The organism is Limnospira platensis NIES-39 (assembly GCF_026000695.1).
Lineage (GTDB): Bacteria > Cyanobacteriota > Cyanobacteriia > Cyanobacteriales > Microcoleaceae > Limnospira > Limnospira platensis.
Genome location: NZ_AP026945.1, coordinates 5,959,331 through 5,981,071, shown reverse-complemented (window position 1 = coordinate 5,981,071; position 21,741 = coordinate 5,959,331). Strand labels below are relative to the sequence as shown.

Here is a 21,741-nt window from a genome sequence, read left to right as displayed (position 1 = left end):
TACTCGACGACCGAGGCAAATTTATCGAATTTTACGATCATGACCAGTGTGGCATCAATTTGGCAGTCTATTACTTTGCGGAATCTCAACCTCTACCAGTGGCGGGGGGGAAGTCTGCTGTATCGCATTAGTGGCAGTTTGCGATCGTGGCGACAGGGAAGCTGGTTAATGGAATGGGGGGAATTAATTGGGGTGCTATTGGTGGCGACGGTGTTTGGGTTAGCCCCTTTTGTCAATACGGCTTTAATTGGGGTGTTGCTGATCGCCTGTGGCGGCTTTTGGGTTCTGCTGACCCTGAGTGATGAACCCTCACAAGTGGCATTTACCCCTATTCACCTGTTGGTATTGTTGTATTGGGGAATCGCCACGATCGCTACATCCCTATCTCCGGTAAAACAAGCCGCATTCACTGGGTGGGTGCGGTTGACTCTTTACTTGGTCTTATTTTTCCTGATGGCGCGGGTTTTACGATCGCCTCGTTTGCGATCGCTTTTTATCGGCTTCTATCTGCATATTACCCTCATTGTCGGGGTTTATGGGATGCGGCAGTGGTTTTTTGGCACTAAAGCCTTGGCTACTTGGGTAGACCCCACATCAGCCCAAGCTAATATCACCAGAATTTACAGTTATTTGGGTAATCCTAATTTACTCGCTGGCTATCTCATCCCAGCGGTGGGGTTGAGTCTGGGGGCGATTTTGGCTTGGCGCGGCCTGATGCCGAAATTGTTGGCAATTACTATGGCGCTGGTCAATTCTGTGTGTTTGGTCTTAACCTTTAGCCGTGGGGGATGGCTGGGGTTTGTCGGGTTATTGTTTACTTTTGCCGTTTTGCTGCTGTACTGGATTAGTCAATATTTCCCACCTTTTTGGCAAAAATGGGCTGTTCCTATTGGTGTCGGTGGCTTGGCGGCGTTGCTGGTGTTAGCCATAGTAGTTGTGCCACCAGTGCGCGATCGCGTCGCCACTATCTTTGCTGGACGTGGTGATAGTAGTAATAATTTCCGCATCAATGTTTGGGCGGCGGTCATAGAGATGATCCGCGATCGCCCTATATTGGGAATTGGACCTGGTAATAATGCTTTTAATCAGGTTTATCCGTTATATATGCGCCCCCGATACTCTGCTTTGAGTGCCTATTCTGTCATCTTAGAAGTCATCGTAGAAACTGGGTTTGTAGGGTTAACCGCCTTCTTATGGCTATTGATCGTGACTTTTAACCAAGGATGGCTACAACTTAAAAGGCTACGAGAGTGGGGAGATCCCGACGGTTTTTGGTTAATAGCTGCGATCGCCACTTTAGCCGGAATGTTAGCCCATGGCCTATTTGATACAGTTTTGTATCGCCCCCAAGTTAATACTCTCTGGTGGTTAATGGTGGCATTGATTGCTAGTTACTATTTACCTAATAACCAGGGTGTTAATTCAGATAGCAGCAGCAACTGATGATTTAGCCGGCCCTTGTGGGAGTTGATTGATCTTCAACCATTGGCGATAGTTTTGTGATTGGCTAATACCCTGAGACAGAGTTAGCCATTCATCCCCTGTCAGTGATGTTTCCAGGCGATCGGTCAACTCCAACCAGGCCCAGAGTACACAGTTATCTAAATCAGAGAAAGATTTTTGATGCAGGTAATATCTACCCTGACGGGAAAGTTCAATCCGATATTCCTGAAAAACTCGATAAATTCTCAGTTGGTATTCCCACAAATGGAATGTTTCCATCAGTTCTAACATCGGTTAGTGATCCTCTCGAGTGCCTCTAGTTATTGTTCCTCACCCTATAACATCATCCTTTGAGGTCCACCCATGATAGTGACACTTCTTGAGCTGGACTCTGATTCAATTCTAGCAATTTCTAAAATAATTGTTACGCCTCAATCACCCTCAATCTGCCTTCAATCAACTAATATGGGAATTTCTCAACACCCGAAACCTCAGACAGGAAAACACCATAACCCCCAGAGCGGTCGTGATTACCGAAATGACCCCCAACTAAATCGGTTAGCCCGTGAAAGATATAATTGATCAAAATACAAAACCACTCAATACCTCTAGGGGAATTGAGATTTAATTGGGATTCTCCAGAACTATGCTAGATGCCACCATTATCATTTTATTTATCATAGCAGGAGCCGGAACCGGCTTTTACGGGATAGAACTGCTTCCCAGCAGCGTCCTAGAACAGGTAACTAATATTGAGGGATTACGGTCTGTCACCGCCGCTTTTACTGGCCTAATTGGTATGGTAATCGGTTTAGTCGTACAAACCACCTATCACCGGGTCGAGGAACAAATCCGCCAAATGCCTCTTGAGGTATTACTCACCCGTTCTATTGGTATGGTAATCGGTTTACTGATTGCTAACCTCATGCTCGCTCCCCTCTTTTTGTTACCCATTCCTAAAGAGGTTGGCTTTATCAAACCTCTGGGGGCCGTGCTATGTAGTGTTCTATTTGGCTACACTGGGGTTAACCTGGCTGATACCCACGGACGGGCTTTTCTACAGCTAATCAACCCCAATAGTTTGGAAACTACACTACTGGCTGAGGGAACTCTTAAATCTGCTCATACTAAAGTTCTCGATACCAGTTGCATTATTGACGGTCGCATTGAACCTCTGCTAGAAACTGGATTTCTGGAAGGTAAAATTCTTGTGCCCCAGTTTATTCTGCAAGAGTTGCAATTGGTAGCTGATGCTGCTAATGATCAAAAGCGGGCGCGGGGACGACGGGGACTTGATATCCTTAACCGTATCCGAGAAGAATATCCCGAACGGGTTCAAATTCACTCGGCGGACTATGAGGATATTGCCACCGTAGACGCAAAATTAGTGCGGTTTGCTCAAGAAATTAATGGGTTTCTGCTCACTAATGATTACAATTTGTCTAAAGTGGCAACCGTCCAACAGGTTCCTGTTCTGAATATTAATGATCTTACCCAGGCGGTGCGTCCGTCCTATTTACCTGGGGATCTTCTGGAATTGAAAATCCGCAAGGAGGGTAAAGAACCTTCCCAAGGAATTGGTTATCTTGAGGATGGCACGATGGTTGTGGTAGAGTCCGGTAGCGAATACCTCGGCGACCAACTGCGGGTAGTTGTCACCAGTTCTCTGCAAACCTCGGCCGGCCGCATGATTTTCGCCCGTCCAGAACATTCTGTAATGGCTTAGTTTAACAGTTAATAGGGTGCTAAATCTTAGTGCCCTATCTGCCCAATAACGGGATAATTGTTAAGCGGAGGAACTGGCACTGGTTTTATAATTGAAGGCATTAGCCCTAATTTGATCAATACCTGATTCTGTATTCAGACTATCTCCTGAGTTTTGGTAGTTATCTAATTTTAAATCTAATTTTAAAATGGCTTCCCCTAATGCTTTGGCTAATAAAGGGGGAACGGCATTGCCAATTTGTCGCCACTGTTGGGTTACGGTTCCGTAAAAGATGAAATTGGGGGGGAAAGACTGAATGGCTGCGGCTTCCCTGGGGGTCAGATAACGGTTTTCTGTGGGGTGATAGTAGGTGGTGCGACTGGTGTTGATGGTGGGAGAATAACTATCTCGCGCTAGGCGTTTAAGTTTGGTTTCCCTAAATCGGGATTCTCGCAGCTTTTCCCAATCTATATTATACCATAAGTCGGGGGGTAAATAAGCCTGTTGGTCTGGTTGATAACGAACGCCTTTACCTTCGGGAATATGCTGGATTCTTTGACGTTCTAAATGATTGGGAATTTGGGCGGTTCTGGGGTCGTGGTTGTAAGTTTTTCCCTGATATGTTAGCCAGTTTTCCCAAGCAAATCCTACGGTTTTTGCAGCGGGAAGAAAGTATAAATCTGGTTCATTATCTTGAAATTGTGGGGATGGATATAAATTGGGTACGCCGAAACGATTACCTAAAAAAATGGTGCGCCTGCGTTTTTCGGGGACTCCGTAATGATGAGCAGATAGGACTCGGACATCAACAGTATATCCGATATTCTGTAGACAAGTTAAAATTGATGTGAGGGTGTTTTCGTTTTTGCGGGATAATAAACCTGTGACGTTTTCAATGATGATATAGTCGGGTTTAAGCTGTTCAACAAACCGCAGAAATTCTAAAAATAAAAAATTGCGTTTATCCAGATTATTATTGGTTCCAATGGTGGAAAAACCTTGACAGGGGGGACCTCCACAAATTAAGTTAATGTGGCGATCGCCAATTAATTCCCGAATTTGCTCGGTAGAAATTTCCCGCAGGTCGCCACAAATTGTTTCAGCTTGAGGGTGATTATTTTGAAAAGTTTGGATAGCAGATTTATCGAAATCGACACCTAACAAACATTCAAAACCTGCCATTTCCAAGCCACAGGACATCCCTCCGGCTCCCGAAAATAGGTCAATAAAGGTTTTAGTTGTTGAAGTGGTCATGGGCCCTAGCTACCTGCTTGGTCAAGATGGATTAGGGGTCGAGATAGACCTCACGGTCTACCCCTCCCATTCAAAACCGTACATGAGATTTTCACCTCATACGGCTCCTAATTTGACCGTCTCCTTGTTAAGAGTACAGCGACCTTTCTTTATCAAGAGCTGTCTTATCATCGTGACAATGGCGATGTAATAATTGAAGATTCTTGTATTCATCCTTTCCGCCTTGGCTTCTAGGTACAATGTGGTCTACCTCAACTAGGTCGGTGGGGGTAAAGAATTGCCCGCACCAACTACACTTTCCTTTCTGCTTTTTGAGTAGTTTTGCTACCCTAGTTGGCGTGTCGATTGCTTGTCCTTTCCTGGTTGCCCAGTAAGTCCAATTTCCGTCGTATGGTGTTGCGTCAGGGCGTATTAGGGTATGTCTGACAATTGGAGTCCAGTTGTGTTTGAATAGATGTAACCCATCTTTGGTTTGGAACAACCAATCTTCGTGTCTTTCTTTCCCATTGCTAAGTTTAATCGTTCCATGTCTGAAATAATTTTTTAGCTTTTCGTGACTTGCCTTTCCGCATCTTGATACTGTCCATGCCCGTAACATTTGCCAGATTATGTGGTCTAGTATGTTAAAGGTCTCACTTGAGACTACCGCTGAGTAATAATTAGACCATCCCCGAATAATCGGGTTTAGTTTACTAATCAGGGCTGATTGAGGTGTTGTTTTATGTTGTTTAATTACACCTTTAATCACTTCTGTGTGGGCTTTAACTGCTTTATTGCTGGGTTTTATGTGGGTTTTATGTCCGATTAGTCGGCTTGTTGCCCCACCTGTTTTCCCAGATTTATACTTTCCAACGGGGTATTGCCTGATATTGAATCCTAGAAAATCGAACCCAGGTTCCTCAATCTTGCCATTATACTCAATAGGATTGAGTGTGTGACATATTCGGGTCTTTTCAGGTTTTATCTCTAATCCTACAGGTTTTAGCCATTCAGAAATTGCAGTCTTGCACTGTTCAATGATTCCTAAGTCTTTTGATATGACCACAAAATCATCGGCATATCTTATAAGGTTCACCTGAGTGGCTGTTCCTTTGTTTGGATACATTCCTTTGACTAGCCTTTCCATACCATCCAGTGCGATGTTGGCTAGGAGTGGACTTATCACCCCTCCTTGAGGTGTCCCTGCTTCTGTATCCTCAAATATACCGTTATCTAGCACGCCTGCTTTGAGCCATTGTTTCAGGTCTCTTTTTAGGTTGCTTGGACAATGAATTTTTGACAGTAGATAATCATGGTTTATTCGGTCAAAGCATTTTGCTATGTCAGCATCCAGCACGTAATATTCACCTTTGTTAATACTCAGGTAAATCCTACTTATTGCATCTTGTGCTGACCGTCCGGGTCGGAACCCGTAGCTAGTGCCCTCAAATCTCGATTCCCATTCAGGTTCGAGAGCCGACTTAACCAAGGCTTGCCTTGCTCTATCTTGGATTGTGGGTATTCCTATTCCAGCTTTTTTCATCCCTGCCAGGTTTTGGAATCCACACTCGTCGCAGTGGTTTTGCTTTGAGGTTTCCCTTAATGTTCTTGACCAGTTCAAACCTTTGTCTCGAAGAGATTACTCTTACTCCATCAACTCCGGCTGTCATCTTGCCTTGATTATCTTGAGTCACTCGACGCACTGCTAAGAGCCGGGCATAATATGATTTCACCAATAGACGTTGCAACCTTCGTGCCTTAGCATTTTGTCCCGATTTAGCTGCTTGAAATATACTCTTTTGGAGCTTGAAAACTTTCCGTTGAACCTTAGTCCATGGGATTGCCTTCCATGCGTTGTTCGTAGTCTTGATTGGTTTTGGTTTCCCAAACCCTTTCTTTAAACTCGCTATCGCCATTTGTACACCTATTAGACTTTATTTCATACAATCAAACCGTGACCTGTCAGCATATCCCTACCATTACGGTCGGGCGTTGGCTTCTGGTCACATCTCACATCCTCTAGGACTTGCGGTTACACTTATCCCTACTAACTACCTCGACCAGATAGTTAGAGTCCAGGAGGACTTAAAACGTTCCGTTTATATGGGCATTCCATCTTTAGATTTGTCCTCTCCACCGGGGTACTTTTAAAGGTCTGTGCAGGTGTTTAACATAAAACCCTACTTTTCCCCTTACTCCTTTTGAGCGCAGCGTATCAACCTGTTTCGCTGCTTAATCATGACGGTGGTTCAAGCCGGACATTCGGTTTCCCTAATCATGGATGGTTGGCAGTGGTCGTATATGGTAGTAGGTTCTACTTCACGCCTTCCGTTCCCCGCTTCAATCCTGGGGTTGTGATTCCCAAAACTGGGGGTGGCTATCGCCGTTACCCTGATTTCCTAACTTTTACTTATCCATTTATGGGCTTCCTATAATGAATTTGTATGAGTTAGTTCGTTTTGACCTTGGGTTCCCTGCCTTATTTGGTATATTTCTATACCGAATGTTGGGACATATAAACAGTTATAGGGATGGTCAGGAGTGCGCTCCTTATATTCAACCAAGGGGTTGAAGTCCCCACCAGGCGGTTATTTCAGGTATTTCAACCTTATTTAATGCCTGAACGTATCGCACATGTTAGATGATTATATCATCAGTAGGGAGAAATGTTTATAACCAATTACCGACCAAAATATAGGGACTCCAATAAAATGGATGGCGGAAAAAGGAATTATTTAATAGCTTTAATTGCGCTTGTCTGAGGGCTTCTGACTTGTTGAATTGCTTTTGATTTAAAAATCTGTAGAATTCACTCATTAACTCACTACTGGCTTGGTCATTCACTGACCAGAGAGTGCCAACTGTACTGCGGGCACCGGCTTTAACTGCCATTCCAGCCAGCCCTAAAGTGGCACGATTATCACCGGAGGCGGTTTGACAAGCGCTGAGAATTAGTAATTCTATGGGTGTACGACCTGTGAGAGTTTTTTCAGTTAATAAACTATCTAATTCTAGGATATTAATACGACTATCCCAAGCTAAAATAAATGTGTCATCTAAGCGAGAACTAAATTGACCGTGGGTAGCAAAGTGAACTATGGGGTAGTTAGTTAATTCTAATTTGTGGCGGATTAATTGATTGGTGAAATCTTGATTAAGTAGGACTGTGCTGGCTGTTTCTGATTGAATTGTGGCGATTTCTTCGGCTACATAACTCAGGGGACTAAATCCATCTCTTTCTTCGGTTAATCCCCCGGCTAGAACTTTTAAATCTAGCTGTTTGATGGATTTATCGGATAGTAATTTTAAGCCAGGAGTAATGGCAATGCTATAGGTTTCTATGAGATATTTTTCGCCATCATAAAGGGTCGCCATGGGGATATTACGGAAGGAACCATCAGGGACAAAAACTAGGGTTTTCACTTGTTCGGGATTAATTTGATTAGCCAGGGGTCGAATTACCCAATTATAAAGTTTTTGGGCGGGTTCATAAAAATCTCGACGGCTGCGAATAACTAATCCTTGAGACAGTTGCTTGATAGTTGTGTCTACTTCGGTTTTGCTGACATTAGTTTGATGATGAATTAGGGGATGATTAGGTTTACTGATAATTACATGAAGATTATCTTTTAAGATGATTGGATATATGACGGCTGCTGTGGGGTCTATTTCATCTATTTTTCTACTGACAACATCGACACAATCGGCTTTAAAAAAGTTATCCAATTCAGCAACTTTTAAAGACTCGATTACATTAATGGCTTGGGATAAGTTATTCTGACTGACAACCTGACCCGGCGGTGTGGTTTCTAATAGTAAGGATACTAATTCCCGATACACGGGTTCAATACTATTTTGAAAAGAAAACTGAAACTCTCGACCAATGGAAGCGATATCTTGACTTAGAGAACCAATTAGGTTGACGGCTTCTAAGTAGGAAGATATGGCTTTTTCTGGTTTTCCTTGTGCCTGTTGAATGCGACCTAATTGCCATAACCATAAGTAGGAAATATCTGGGGCTTTAATTTGTTGACTCAAGATTAAGGCATCTTGGGTAATATTTTGGGCAATTTCCCATTGTTGGGTTTGTTCATAAATACTGGCTATATAACCTAAGCCAAAGGCTTGCGCTCGTTGGTCTCCTAGGTCGATCGCCTCTTGAGTTGCTTGGCTATACAGTTGGAGAATATTCTGCCAAGATGATTGAGGATTTTGGGCTTGTTGAAAGGTAGACCAATGCTGTCCTAAGTTGAGACGATAATAGATAGTTGTGTGGTTTGATGGTAACTGATCTAGGTGAGATTTTGTGGTTGCTAATAGTTGACTAAAGGCTTGCCAGTCCTGAGTCTCAGCCAATAAACTTAATTGGGAAAGTTCTATAGCTACCTGCTGTTGAGGAGAAGGAGATCTAGTTAAGGCTTGTTGATAATAGTCTAAAGCTGTGGTATAATCTTGATGGTTTTTGGCGACATTCCCCAAGCCAATTAGGGCGGTAATTTTTTCGGAGTTTAAGTCTAAGTTTGTAGCTATAGTTAAACCCTGTTGTAAGATAATTTGGGCTTCATTAAAACGGCTGAGGGTACTAAGTAGGTTGCCGAGTCGAATGAGGACGATCGCTTTTTCGCGGGAGTTTTCTTGGTGCTGAAGATTGTTGCTGATATCGGCTAACAGTAAAGAAGCGCGGCGATATAATCCCAGTTGCTGTAGGGCGGTGGCTTGATTTATTCTCGCTTTAAAAACTCCCATTTGCTGCCGATCGCGATTATATAACTTTTCGGCGGTTTCCCAGGAGCTAAAGGCGGCTTCAGGCTTTCCCATAGCCAGATATAATTGACCTTGGGTATTCATAGCCTGGGCGAGAACAGATAAGCCAGGGGGTCCAGCATTCTCTAATAAAGCGATACTGCGGGCGATCGCTTCTGTGGCTGGTTGCCATTTTCCCAGGTGTTGATAAGCCAGAGATAGGTTACTAAGAACCCGTGCTTGGGCTATGAAATATCCTTGGTTGTGGTAGGTTTGCGCGACGGACTCCCAAATAGCGATCGCCTGTTGAAAATCCCCCTGTTGATAGCGATCGCGTCCCCGTTGTTCCTCCTGTAACCCCTCGGAGGCTTGGCTAATTATGGGAGTCTGTTTTGGGGCGACAATTTGGGTTAAACCTGGTTTCGAGATGGTATCTGCTAACAGCAGGCTAATCAATAAACCCAATAAAATCAATAGGGTAAAAGTCAAACGCCTAGGATATTTCATAGAATTGGCACAACACAATTAGGGAATTACAGTAGGACGGCATTGAGGGTTTAGCCAGGGAATAGAAGACGAGGAAGCATGAGGACTACGCGCAATTAAACTAACGCGACCATCAGAATACATCACTAACCCTTGAGCCTCAACTAAGATGGAATTGCCTGCTGTACTAAAATCTTGGTAAATTGTAGCACTACCTTGTAGATTTGGTGATTCTAAAGTTATGCTACCCAAATCTTCGAGGGGACTTTCTCCGGTGTGTATGGTGGTGGGGTTGGGTGGTAAACCGCCGCGTCCGGTGACAATAAATTGATTATTTTGGGACCCTGGTAAACAACTAAGAGTGACTAACCGAGACGCATCAATAGGTCCGGTGGGTAGTTCAAACAGTGCTTGGGTGGGGTCAGTATCAGGATTATTAATTGTGACTACCCCATCAACTCGAAAGGCGGAACTAACTGTAATATCACTCAGGGGGGTTAATTCGCGGCGGAACTCAATGCCAAAAATTCCCCTAGCTGTGATGGTAATATTACCCCCTGTCCCCAAAAAAGCATTGGCGGTTATATCGCTATTTTCCAGGGGGATAGCAAACAGATATTTGGTGATGATATCGATGTTCCCGCCATCACCTTGACCGCTATTTATACCTGCTGTTGCTGATATGGTACTTTGGCGGCGCAGGGTGATGGTATCGGCGATCGCCAAACTGATATTACCCCCATTATTAGATGCTGTTTCAGTGGTAATAGTCGCGCCATTGTCAAGTCGCAAATTCGGGGCGCTGAGGTGAATATTTCCCCCTTCTCCTTCACTGCGACTTTCCGCAAATAAGCCACTACGGAAAAAGCCATCCGGTGAAGTTCCGGTAAATTCTACCCCTTGGGAAGCCATAATATTCAGGCTTCCTCCTAACCCTTGATTTTGACTAGATGCCGAAATGCGAGCGCCGTCTAAAATTTGTAATTGTCCAGTTCTTACTTGGATATTTCCGGCGGGTGCGCTTCCTTGACCAAACCGGTCTGGGGTTCCGGTAGAAGTAAATAAGCCGCTGGGATTTTCCCTAGTGGGGGAAGTTCCGACTAACTGGATAGACGAGCGCCAAAACGTCAATATTTCCGCCTAGTCCGTCACCGAGAGTAGTGGCAACTATTTGAGCGCCATTATTAACTTGTAGTTGTCGGGTTTGAATGCTAATATCCCCCGCTTGACCGCTACCTTGTGTAGCACTGAAAATAGTCGCCCCATCACCGGAAATAGTTAATTGATTAGTATTGATAGTGATATCACCAGCTTGACCTGTAGAATCCAGTTCGCCGGTCGTAGATGACCGGCAAAGAGTTCGAGCCCCCGCACCGGAAACCACGGGGTTGAAGCCGGTGTTGCTTGGGTTAGAGGCGATCGCGGCTGATGTCGGTAGAGGGAGTGGGGGCGATCGCCTAAAATTTAACTAGCCTATCTCTACATCGGAGAAGTCAAAATGGTACAGACCCCTCAAACATCGGAAACCGATACCCTATTGCTGGCATACCCCAAAACCCTGAAACTTCACGTCACCCAAGAACAATTTGCCGCCCTAGCCGCCAGTAATCGAGAATTACAACTGGAGAGAACCGCCACAGGAGAGTTAATTGTGAATCCACCAACGGGTTGGGAAACCGGAGAACGTAATTTTAGTATCATTGGGCAATTGTATTGTTGGTACGAAAATTATCAACAAGGGAAAGCATTCGACTGTAACACGGGGTTTATTTTACCCAATGGGGCAAATCGTTCTCCCGATGCCTGTTGGGTGAGTCAAGACCGTTGGGATGCACTAAGCCAGGAACAAAAGAAAACTTTTCCAGAGATTTGTCCGGATTTTGTCGTAGAGTTACGTTCTGATTCGGATACTCTAAAATCGCTGCCAGAAAAAATGCAAGAGTATCTAGAAAATGGCGCAAAATTGGGGTGGTTAATCGACCCGCAACGTCGAATAGTAGAAGTTTATCGAGCCGATTCGGACGTAGAAATGCTATCCAATCCAACTGAGTTATCCGGAGAGAACCTGTTACCTGGTTTTGTATTAGATTTAGGTAGAGTTTGGGGTAAGTCGTAGTAGGAGGGTGGGCATTGCCTACCCGTTTGACAATTCCAGTTGTCCTAGAAAAGTGTCAGGATGGGCGATCGCCACTTGGGTATTGTCCAACAAACGACCGGAACCCGCTAGTTTTTGTCCGAGCGCCATTTCCACAAAGCGATTTCGGCTCAAGGCTTCCTGAGCAACCGTGCCGCATATGGGACTCTGGGATTTTCGGCGGGTGGTGACTAATTTGGAATGCTGCGATCAACATCCTGAAGTCAGCCTTGTGTACGCTAGGGCAAGCGCGAAGGGTCGTAGACCCGTTCGTGAAACGTTGCGTAGCAAACGTGCGACTGAGATTCGACCATTACTCTGGCTTTTGCAATCCTGTCAAAGCCAGTTGGGTCTATGAATCAAGAATCCCCTCCCCTTTAGACAGGGAGGGGAGTGTCAACTAAGTTCTCTACTGATACATTTACGCGACATTTTTCCGGTTCCGGATAATGCAACGATAGCACCATTACCTGTTTTCGTTTCATGATTGATACAGCGTCCTATTTAACAGGTCTTCCAAGGCTGTGACCGGCAAAGGTTTGGAGAAAAAATACCCTTGTCCGTATTCGCAATTTAGGTTTTTCAAAGTCTGGACATTACCTTCGGCTTCTATGCCTTCCGCGACAATATCCATATTTAAGTTATGCCCTAACATAATAATAGTTTTAACAATTTCTGTATTTTGCTGGCTGTCATCCATACGACGCACAAAAGACTGATCAACTTTGAGAGTATCTATGGGAAACCGATGCAAATAGCTGAGGGATGAATAACCAGTGCCGAAATCATCCATACTCAGTTTAATACCTAGAGATTTTAATTGTTCTAAGAGTGCGATCGCCTCATCGACATCATCCATAATTGCACTTTCGGTAATTTCTAATTTAATGCAATTACGGTCAACGCCAGTCTCAGTCAAAATCTGATCAACACATTCAATTAAGTTAACTTGGGAAAATTGACGGGTTGATAGATTGATGCTTAACATAAAAGGGGGATTTTGGCAATATTTTTGATGCCAGATCGCCAACTGACGACAGCCTTCTAATAAAATCCACTCCCCCAAGGGGATAATTAAACCACTCTCCTCAGAAACTGGGATAAATTCCCCAGGAGACACAAACCCCCGCTGGGGAGATATCCAACGCACTAAGGCTTCAAAACCAGCTATCTGATTAGTTTTTAAATCAATAATCGGCTGATAATACAGTTGAAATTCTTGATTTTTAATGGCTTCTCTGAGGTCTGCTTCTAGTTGTAACTGCTGTAAAGCCTGAGATTTCATGGTGGAGATATACACCTGATAACGATTGTTTCCTAAAGCCTTGGCGCGATACATGGCTGTATGGGCATCTCTCAATAAATCATGGGCAACTAAATGGGGGTTTTGGTTACTATATGCAATGCCAATACTGATGGTGGTATATACCTGTTGACCGTTGAGATAAAAGGGCGCGGCGAGAGCTTTTTTCAGTTGATTTGCCATGGCGATCGCCTGGTCAATATTCTGGATATTCGGCATCATTACCGCAAATTCATCCCCGCACACTCGCGCTAAAATAACCTGAGAATGTAAACACTTTTTGAGGCGTTTAGTAGTAGAAATTAGCAGTTGATCACCGATAGCATGACCAAAACCTTCATTGATGAGACGAAAGCGATATAAATCTAAAAAAAACAGGGCGATTTGGGTATATTTAGACTGATTACTAAGGCGCTGAATTTTTTGATGGAGTAGGTTGCGGGTTGGTAAATCGGTAAGAACATCATAGGATAAACCATAAAGAACTTTATAAGCTAAGACAATGGCACCAGTAAATAATAAGCCTAAAGCTGGGGGAATTAGGGGAATCCATCCCTTTTGACCAAATAGCACAAAACAGATACTCCAAAGGGCGATCGTGCTGATACTAATTAGTAATCCCAACGACAGGGGGCGATGAAATTTAACTACGAAAATCCCCCCAAAAAATGACCCAAGCCACAACCATAAAACCTCCCCCCACATGGGCCAAAACCAAAATAAAGATTCTCCCGCTAAAATTACTTTAAGAATTTGGCTAATCATGTTAGCATGAATCATTACTCCGGGCATTAAATGATTAGTGGTTTGACCAGGACTAAAAGGGGTAGGATGTAAGTCTCTTAAACTGGCGGCTGTTGTCCCGATTAATACGACTTTATCTCTGACCAAATCTGGGTCAAATTCTCATTCTAATAACTCGGTCATCGTGATAGTTTTAGCTATGGTTTTGGTGTGATAATTAATCAATATTTGTCTACCCCCAACTTCCGATGGGGGTAGTTGATAGCCACCGGAATTATATTCTAGTGTCGGAAATATAGTTTTATCTATTTGTAGCAAGCCGGGTTGTGCTTCAAGAATAATGGGGCGATTTTTGAGAGATTCCAAATATTTGTGGCTAACTTTTACGCCAAAAGAATAAAGTTCTTGACCATCATATCGAACATACATTAAGTTACGGCGAATAGTATTATCTAAATCGGCTACTAAATCGTTAAAGCCTACTTGATTGGCTGATATAGATGGCGGTGGATCAACTATTCCGATTTGTTTAATGGCAATAATATTATCGGCTTGGAATTGTTCAACAATTTGTAAATTTCCAGGAGGTTGCGGAACATCTCTATAAATATCAAAGCCAATGACTCTAGGTTGATATTCTTGCAGTTTCGCTAAGGCTTGGGCTAAGATTTCATCAGAAAACGGCCACTTTTGGTTAGCTTGAATATCTGCTTCTGTAATCTCTACAATTAGTAGGCGAGGGTCAGGAATATTATGACTATTTAAGCGCATCATTCTATCAAAGGATTCTAATTCTAAAGGTTGTAAAATTCCCCAAGACCTAATCCCCGATATTAACCCTGTGGTTAATAGGCTGGCTAGGATGATAGTAATTAGCTGTTTTACTGATAAGACATGCGGATTTATTGGTTGTTTGTAATCAGTGAATATGGATGATAGTTTCTTGGCAATGTATTTAACACACCGACACCAACAGCGATTAATTTGACTATTTAAATGCTTAAAACGTTTTGCAATCATAATAAGCTAATTTTATTTGTACTCAAAATAGTGGGACATCTAGGGGACTCGGTTATGTATGGCGTTCAATATCTGTAACTTCCTATGGTTGAATATCAGTAATTTGACTGATGACTGTCTGTTAACCACCTTGCTATAATCATAATGTTAGGAATCAGGGAATAATCGGGATATAACTCTGAAACTTAAACTTTTTGCGGGTCCGATAGGGGTTATCCTGGGTACGGTGTCTGTGTTAACGGTTTCTATGACACCACCTTTTATAGAATCTGTGGTAGCTACTGATGGTGATCAGCCACCAGGTCGCTTGGTGGGAGGAGGGACTAGGAGTAGCAACCCTAATTGTAGATTTGATCGAACTCCCTTGATGGCGATCGCACCTTCTCGATCAATAGGGTTAACGGCTCAAGCCTCTCCTAGGTTATATTTTTACTTACCTGCTATGGAAACTACCCAGACAGCCGAGTTTGTGCTGATTGATAACACCAATGACACGGTGATTTATGAAGAGACCCTGACAATCGGAGGTAAAGCTGGAATTATCGGTGTGACTATACCATCACACAGCACTCAGAACATTAAAACCAACAATAATTACAAGTGGTACTTTTCCATCGTTTGTAATCCTGATGACCGTTCGGAGGATATCATAGTCGAAGGTGGCATCCGGTGGGCAGAAATCGACCCAGCATTAGCCAGTCAAATTAACCAAACCAGTCCACTAGAGAAGGTGGATCTATATTTAAAGGCGGGACTGTGGTTTGATGCTATGTCAACTTTGGCTCAGTTGCGGTCTCATGGTAATGCTGATCCGGCAGTCTCAGAGGCTTGGAGTAAACTATTGGAATCGGCGGATCTGGGGGTTTTGGTTCAAGAACCTGTAATTACCGAATAATTTACTCCATATTTTCAGCAGCGATCGCTATTGATGCTGATTCTGATTCTGATTCTGATTCTGACTCTGACTCTGACTCTGACGCTGGCGGAATATCTCATAAAGTGCCATACCAGTGGCTACTGAGACATTCAAGCTAGGGGTTACTCCTGACAGGGGAATAGAAAGTAGCACATCGCAATTTTCGGCGATCGCATGACTCAACCCTTCCCCTTCACTACCTACTACTAGGACGATCGCCCCGCTTAAATCAGCTTTATACAGGGGTTGATATTCCCCGGCTACTGTGCCATAAATCCAAAATCCGGCTGATTTAAGTTCCGTGAAAGTACGGTTAAGGTTGATCACCCGCGCTACCGGGAAAGTCTCTAGGGCTCCGGCCGCCACTTTCATCACTGTAGCATTAATACCAACAGCCCGCCGCTGGGGGAGAATCAAGCCTTGGGCTCCGATCGCTTCAGCGGTGCGAATGATCGCGCCTAAGTTGTGGGGGTCAGTGATACCATCAACGGCGACTAGGACTGGTTGGCTATTGGCAGATTTAGCCTGGGTGATTAGGGTGGTTAAATCCCAATATTTATAAGGTGTAACCTGTGCGACAATTCCCTGATGGCTAGCGCCTCTGGTAATTTGGTCTAGGCGCTGATAGCTGGCTCCGTCTACAATAGCGCCTTTGGCTTTCGCCTCTTGTAATAGAGGTTGGAACCGGGTATCTGAGCGCAATTGGGAAATTACCCAAACTCGGTTAAGCGATCGGCCGTTTTCTAAGGCTGCTAAGACTGTGTGGCGACCATAAATTAGATCTTCCTCTGGCGGTTCTGTCTCTGCTGAAGCCACAGGGCGATCGCGACGACGGGGATGGATAGCTGGTTTATCTTCCCGAGGAGAATGCGATCGAGATGAAGAAGGCTTAACCTTTCCTCGGTTCGGGCCAGATTTGCGATGGGGAGATGAAGGAGGTCTCATTAAAAAACCCTCGAAGATTAGGCAATTTTTAATCAACAAACAGCATGACCGACAGGAAACACCCTATCGGTCTACTGGAAATAGGTAGACTCCTAGCAATCACTCAACTTTTTGGGACCGCCGCCACAGCATCCTCAACGGTTTGCTGTAGAGATAGAAACTTTTCTAAACGAACCAGTTTCACGGTTTGGGTGACGCGAGGATTAGAAACAATTTGTAAAGTTCCTCCGTTAGTCTGAGCCTTCTTGACGAGTTGTACCAAAGCGCCCAAACCGGAACTGTCTACAAAGTCTATCTGGGAAAGATCCAACACAATGTGTTTTGGTCCATTATCGATACACTTAGACATAATTTTCCGAAACGTACCTTCTGAGAAGGCATCGAGTAATCCGGTCAGACGAAATATTTGATAGTTATCTTTAACGTCGCGAGTCCCTCTGAGGCTAACGGTCAGGTGTAGTTGCTCAGGAATAGCCCCCTCCTAACTGGATAGCACATATACTGCTTCATTAGTATATTCCATTTTTGCCATAATTGTCTATGGTATCTGATTCCGTTGGCTTGAATTTGAGATGACAACAGACAGGGGGACTTGGCTCGGTTTGTCCCCCCAATAATCTGGCTCAGGTAATTACTTGGCTTTTTCCATTTCCTTGACGAATTGCTCAAACAGATAATCAGCGTCGTGGGGACCGGGACTGGCTTCTGGGTGATACTGAACTGAAAATAGCGGTAGGGTTTTGTGCTTGAGACCAGCAACGGTGCGATCGTTCAGGTTCAGATGGGTTATTTCTACATCCTCGGCTAGGCTATCAGGATCGAGAGCAAAGCCGTGATTTTGGCTGGTAATTTCTACCTGACGCTTTTCTAAGCCCGCAGGTTGATTTAATCCCCGATGTCCGAATTTGAGTTTAAAGGTTTTCGCGCCTAGGGATAAACCGAGGATTTGATGTCCCATACAGATGCCAAATACTGGTTTGTTACTTTTGAGTAACTCCTGGGTTGTGGAAATACCTTCGGAAACGGCGGCGGGGTCTCCTGGACCGTTAGAGAGGAAAATGCCATCGGGATTATATTTCAGGATCTCGGCGGCGGGGGTGCTGGCGGGAACTACGATGACCCGACAACCATAACTGGCTAGGCGACGCAGAATATTACGCTTTACTCCAAAGTCAATGGCAACTACTGTATAACGGGGGGATGGTGTTGGGCTCTCTTTTGATTCCAAGCTGGGGCTAAATTCCCAAACTGTATCGGTGGACTCAGACCACTCGTAGCTCTCTGGTGTAGTTACTTCTTTAACTAGGTTCAACCCATCCATATTGGGAGCCTGTTGGACTCGGGATAACAATTCTCCGGGGTCGAGAATTTCGGTAGATATGCCACCATTCATAGCCCCGACAGTTCGCAGTTTGCGGGTTAAGGCGCGGGTATCTATGCCATAAATGCCGGGGATATTATGTTCTTTGAGATAGTCGGGTAAGGATTGGGTAGAACGCCAGTTACTGGGACGGCTGCAAATATTACGGGCGATCGCACCTAGGACTTGGGGTCTGTTGGACTCCTCATCTTCTGGGTTAACCCCTGTGTTTCCTAATTCAGGATAAGTAAAGGTGACAATCTGACCACAATAACTGGGATCGGTCAAAACTTCCTGATAACCTGTCATTCCGGTGTTAAACACCACTTCACCTACAACTGTACCTGGAGCGCCAAAAGACCAACCGCGATAGCTGGTGCCGTCAATCAGAACAAGTAAAGCTGGTTTAGCAGAGATAAGCGACATAAAAGCCAATTTGCATCTAAACTTAATACCCCCCTATTCTGCCAGATATCTGACAAACCGCTGATAGTTGAGTTTTGATTGCATGACAATTCAGGGGTGGACAGGTATCAATTAACTGTTTTACCAGATATGCGGGTGGCGTTGAGAATGGCTAATAATGCTACTCCTACATCGGCGAATACTGCTGACCAGATGGTGGCTAGTCCGAAAATTCCTAAGATGATAAAAAAGCCTTTAATTCCCATAGCTAAACCGATATTTTGCCAGACAATGCGGCGGGTTTTTCGTCCGATGGCGATCGCACGACTGACATAAGAGGGGGAATCGGTCATAACTACTACATCGGCGGTTTCAATGGCTGCGTCTGAACCCATACCTCCCATAGCAATACCTACATCAGCCCTAGCAATGGCGGGCGCATCATTAATTCCATCCCCGACAAAGGCAACTTTACGATTATCTGGAGTTAGTAATTTCTCCAGTTGCTTGACTTTATCTTCGGGCATTAATTCGGCATAATATTCATCAATATTTAAGGTTTTGGCAAGGCGATCGGCTACGGTTTGATTATCTCCGGTTAGCATGACTATTTTCTGCACTCCTTGTTTTTTGAGGGCTTCAATAGCAGCCACAGAATCGGGTCGGACTTTATCGGAAATTAGGATATATCCGGCATAGCGATAGTCTACGGCTAGATGAATTACTGTGGCACCTACATCACAGAGGGGATGGTCAATTTTTTCTAAGTGTAACAGGCGATCGCCTCCGGCAATTACTGTCCGATTTTGGAGTTTGCCTTTCACTCCACAGCCGGGGATTTCTTGATAATCTTCGATTAAGGTTGGGCTCTGTGAATCTCCATAGTATTGACGAATTGCTTGGGCGAGAGGATGGTTAGATAGGGATTCTATTTGAGCGGCGATCTTGATTAGTTCTGCCTCGGTAAAGTTATTATAAGGCACTATTTCTGTGACCTCAAACACGCCAGCAGTCAGGGTTCCGGTCTTGTCAAATATTACGGTTTTAACGGCGGCTAAATCGTCTAAAAATGTGGAGCCTTTGACTAATATTCCCTGTCTGGCTGCCCCTCCAACTCCGCCAAAGTAACCGAGGGGAATGCTAATGACTAAGCCGCAGGGACAGGAAATGACTAATAGAATTAATGCCCTAAAAAACCATTCTTGATGACTGCCTAAATTTAAGAGGGGGGGAATTAAGGCGATCGCGATGGCTAAAATTACCACAACTGGGGTATAATACCGGGCGAAGGTGGTGATAAATTTTTCGGTTTTGGCTTTCCGATTTTGGGCGCTTTCTACTAACTCTAAAATTTTGCTAATGGAAGATTCGTTAAATGGTTTGGTGACTTTAATGGTTAATAGTCCGGTTTGATTGATGGTTCCAGCTAGGACTATTTCTCCGAGTTTAACGGCACGAGGTAAGGATTCTCCGGTGAGAGGTGAAGTGTCAATTTGGGAGGTTCCAGATATGATTTCTCCGTCTAGGGGGATTTTTTCTCCGGCTTTGACGACAATAGTACTGCCGACATTTACTAACTGGGGAGAGATGGTTTTTATTTCTCCGTTTATTAGGAGGTTTGCGGTGTCTGGACGTACTGCTAATAGTGATTTAATTGACCGCCGAGAACGCTGCACAGAAAACTCTTGGAAACCTTCCCCAATTCGATAAAATAGCATGACAGCCACGGCTTCGGGAACTTCATTAATAGCAATGGCGCACAGGGTGGCTAAACTCATTAAAAAGGTTTCATCAAATATCTGACCTCGCCAGATATTCTTTCCGGCGCTGACTAATATTTCCCAGCCTGTGAGTAAATATACAGGAATTAATACTAGATATTCCCCCCAGCCCCAAGCCGCAAGTTTTAGCCAATTGTTGAAGATTAATGCTAGGATATAAATGGCGGTTATGATTGCCAAAGGTATCAGTTCAGAGACCCGATTATCAGAGTGGCGATCGTCTCCATTACATGAACAGCAGGAACTCTGTTGATTATCAGCCATTGCGTTCTACCTAAATCCTTCCATTCTATCATTTGCGCGAGATTGTTGGCCGAGTTAATCTTAAATCATTATTAAAATTATACAACTTATCAAACTTGCTGGTCAGCTATCAGTATATATTAAGAAAAATTTAATTTTAGAGAAGGCCTCCAGAAACACGGCTAGGATGAAAAAAATTGTAGCATCATGGCAAGTAGGAGTCAGTATCAATGAGTTATTGGTTGATAAAATCCGAGGAAAAAACCTATAGTATTGACCAAATGCAGTCGGAGCAAACTTGTATTTGGGATGGTGTTCGTAACTATATGGCCAGGAATTTCTTGCGGAAAATGCAAGTTAATGATTTGTGCTTCTTTTATCATTCTAATACTAAAATTCCGGGGATTGTGGGATTGGTGCGAGTCATTGAATCTAATATAGTTGATCCTACTCAATTTGATGAAAATAGCCCTTATTATGACCCTAAAGCTACGGCTAACCATCCCCGTTGGTATACAATCCGAGTAGAGTTTGTTGATAAATTTCCCCAGATGATTTCCCTAGGCGACCTGAAACAGAAGTTTGATCCTGATGAATTGTTACTGGTGCGGCGGGGTAATCGTTTGTCGGTGATGCCAATTCGAGTAGATATCGGCGATCGCATTCTGCAATTGAAAATTAGGCATTCTGTATCCTAGTTGGGATATAATAAAGTAGTTTATTCAAGGTAGGATTAACCCATGATCGTCAACACACCCCCCCTCTGGCTGCAATCATAAACATCTAATATTGTAGCTGAAATTGCTCTGATAATTCGTCAGTCACTCCAGCTTGACGAGTTATGAGAATGTGGGTCGGATGAATTGTGATCAAAATTGAACTCTCATGCTGTTAGATTATTGTCAGGGATGATTAGAAATTAGTGGCCAGCATGAACAAGCGATTTGACGGCGATCGGGTGATGATCCTCAAGTATAAATTATAGATACCATTGATTTAGGATTTCCTGTGAGTTTGGAACCAGATATTAGTCAATTTGTCCATAAAATTACGGTTAGACTAAATCCCCAAGATGTGCTAATATTATTTACAGATGGGATTACTGAGGCGGAAAATAGCTATGGCCAACATTATGGCATTGACCGCTTGTGTGAAGTGGCACTATGTCATCATGAACAGACATCTGAAGACATAAAAAATGCCATTGTTTCTGATGTTTTTGAGCATATTGGTCGTTAGCGAATATTTAATGATATTACCTTGATTATTTTAAAGCAAAA

At 43.8% G+C, this 21,741-nt stretch carries 17 protein-coding genes and 2 pseudogenes; 6 read left to right on the top strand and 13 right to left on the bottom strand.

The window, feature by feature from the left end:
* The first annotated feature begins 39 nt into the window (after positions 1–39).
* Entirely contained in the window at positions 40–1,443 is a 1,404-nt protein-coding gene (locus N39L_RS29240) for an IctB family putative bicarbonate transporter (protein WP_006619630.1), read from the top strand.
* Here the strand turns inward: N39L_RS29240 and N39L_RS29235 are convergent.
* Positions 1,423–1,734, bottom strand: a complete 312-nt coding sequence (locus N39L_RS29235; RefSeq protein WP_006619631.1) for a hypothetical protein — start codon at positions 1,732–1,734, stop codon at positions 1,423–1,425. The two genes, N39L_RS29240 and N39L_RS29235, sit on opposite strands and share 21 nt — an antisense overlap.
* Before the next feature lie 355 nt (positions 1,735–2,089).
* Here N39L_RS29235 and N39L_RS29230 point away from each other — a divergent pair, with 355 nt between their 5' ends.
* Entirely contained in the window at positions 2,090–3,169 is a 1,080-nt protein-coding gene (locus tag N39L_RS29230) for a PIN/TRAM domain-containing protein (protein WP_006619632.1), read from the top strand.
* Between the two features lie 60 nt (positions 3,170–3,229).
* Here the strand turns inward: N39L_RS29230 and N39L_RS29225 are convergent, their stop codons facing one another.
* The 5 genes and pseudogenes from N39L_RS29225 to N39L_RS29200 all read right to left on the bottom strand — a co-directional run bounded on the left by N39L_RS29225 (position 3,230) and on the right by N39L_RS29200 (position 10,994).
* Positions 3,230–4,402, bottom strand: a complete 1,173-nt coding sequence (locus tag N39L_RS29225) for a DNA cytosine methyltransferase (RefSeq protein ID WP_014277139.1) — start codon at positions 4,400–4,402, stop codon at positions 3,230–3,232.
* 127 nt (positions 4,403–4,529) lie between these two features.
* Positions 4,530–6,297: pseudogene (gene ltrA / locus N39L_RS29220) on the bottom strand (group II intron reverse transcriptase/maturase).
* Between the two features lie 754 nt (positions 6,298–7,051).
* A complete protein-coding gene (locus tag N39L_RS29210) occupies positions 7,052–9,631 on the bottom strand; it encodes a CHAT domain-containing protein (RefSeq protein ID WP_006617739.1) in 2,580 nt (859 codons plus the stop codon).
* A gap of 18 nt (positions 9,632–9,649) precedes the next feature.
* Entirely contained in the window at positions 9,650–10,741 is a 1,092-nt protein-coding gene (locus N39L_RS29205) for an S-layer family protein (protein WP_006617740.1), read from the bottom strand.
* On the bottom strand, positions 10,692–10,994 hold the full coding sequence (locus N39L_RS29200) for a hypothetical protein (RefSeq protein WP_006617741.1): 303 nt from the start codon (positions 10,992–10,994) through the stop codon (positions 10,692–10,694). The genes N39L_RS29205 and N39L_RS29200 overlap by 50 nt, the downstream gene beginning before the upstream one ends.
* A gap of 114 nt (positions 10,995–11,108) precedes the next feature.
* Between N39L_RS29200 and N39L_RS29195 the strand changes: the two genes are divergently transcribed.
* Entirely contained in the window at positions 11,109–11,726 is a 618-nt protein-coding gene (locus N39L_RS29195; protein ID WP_006617742.1) for a Uma2 family endonuclease, read from the top strand.
* An 18-nt stretch (positions 11,727–11,744) separates the two neighbouring features.
* Here N39L_RS29195 and N39L_RS29190 read toward each other — a convergent pair whose 3' ends face one another.
* The 3 genes and pseudogenes from N39L_RS29190 to N39L_RS29180 all read right to left on the bottom strand — a co-directional run.
* Positions 11,745–11,879 (bottom strand): hypothetical protein, encoded by a 135-nt coding sequence (locus N39L_RS29190; RefSeq protein ID WP_006624934.1) that lies wholly within the window; start codon positions 11,877–11,879, stop codon positions 11,745–11,747.
* A 346-nt stretch (positions 11,880–12,225) separates the two neighbouring features.
* Positions 12,226–13,752 (bottom strand): putative bifunctional diguanylate cyclase/phosphodiesterase, encoded by a 1,527-nt coding sequence (locus N39L_RS29185; protein ID WP_434221628.1) that lies wholly within the window; start codon positions 13,750–13,752, stop codon positions 12,226–12,228.
* 9 nt (positions 13,753–13,761) lie between these two features.
* Positions 13,762–14,811 (bottom strand): annotated as a pseudogene (locus N39L_RS29180) (CHASE2 domain-containing protein); the annotation flags it as partial.
* Positions 14,812–15,037: 226 nt separating this feature from the next.
* Here N39L_RS29180 and N39L_RS29175 point away from each other — a divergent pair.
* Positions 15,038–15,706 carry a DUF928 domain-containing protein gene (locus N39L_RS29175; protein ID WP_231852021.1) on the top strand — a complete coding sequence of 223 codons (669 nt, stop codon included), beginning with the start codon at positions 15,038–15,040 and terminating at the stop codon, positions 15,704–15,706.
* Between the two features lie 27 nt (positions 15,707–15,733).
* On the opposite strand, the gene rlmB is transcribed toward N39L_RS29175, so the two are convergent.
* From rlmB to N39L_RS29155, 4 genes are all read right to left on the bottom strand, one after another.
* Positions 15,734–16,672 (bottom strand): 23S rRNA (guanosine(2251)-2'-O)-methyltransferase RlmB, encoded by a 939-nt coding sequence (gene rlmB, locus N39L_RS29170; RefSeq protein ID WP_006617744.1) that lies wholly within the window; start codon positions 16,670–16,672, stop codon positions 15,734–15,736.
* Between the two features lie 103 nt (positions 16,673–16,775).
* Positions 16,776–17,126, bottom strand: coding sequence for an STAS domain-containing protein (locus N39L_RS29165; RefSeq protein WP_197535930.1), 351 nt, complete (start codon positions 17,124–17,126; stop codon positions 16,776–16,778).
* A 177-nt stretch (positions 17,127–17,303) separates the two neighbouring features.
* Complete coding sequence (gene carA / locus N39L_RS29160; RefSeq protein ID WP_006617746.1) at positions 17,304–18,458, bottom strand: glutamine-hydrolyzing carbamoyl-phosphate synthase small subunit; 1,155 nt, start codon at positions 18,456–18,458, stop codon at positions 17,304–17,306.
* A 107-nt stretch (positions 18,459–18,565) separates the two neighbouring features.
* Positions 18,566–20,482: a heavy metal translocating P-type ATPase gene (locus N39L_RS29155; protein WP_014277134.1), complete on the bottom strand. Its 1,917-nt coding sequence runs from the start codon at positions 20,480–20,482 to the stop codon at positions 18,566–18,568.
* A 209-nt stretch (positions 20,483–20,691) separates the two neighbouring features.
* Here N39L_RS29155 and N39L_RS29150 point away from each other — a divergent pair, with 209 nt between their 5' ends.
* Both N39L_RS29150 and N39L_RS29145 read left to right on the top strand, forming a co-directional pair.
* Positions 20,692–21,159: an EVE domain-containing protein gene (locus N39L_RS29150; RefSeq protein WP_006616860.1), complete on the top strand. Its 468-nt coding sequence runs from the start codon at positions 20,692–20,694 to the stop codon at positions 21,157–21,159.
* Between the two features lie 310 nt (positions 21,160–21,469).
* Positions 21,470–21,700 (top strand): SpoIIE family protein phosphatase, encoded by a 231-nt coding sequence (locus N39L_RS29145; protein ID WP_006616861.1) that lies wholly within the window; start codon positions 21,470–21,472, stop codon positions 21,698–21,700.
* The last annotated feature ends 41 nt before the right edge of the window (positions 21,701–21,741 follow it).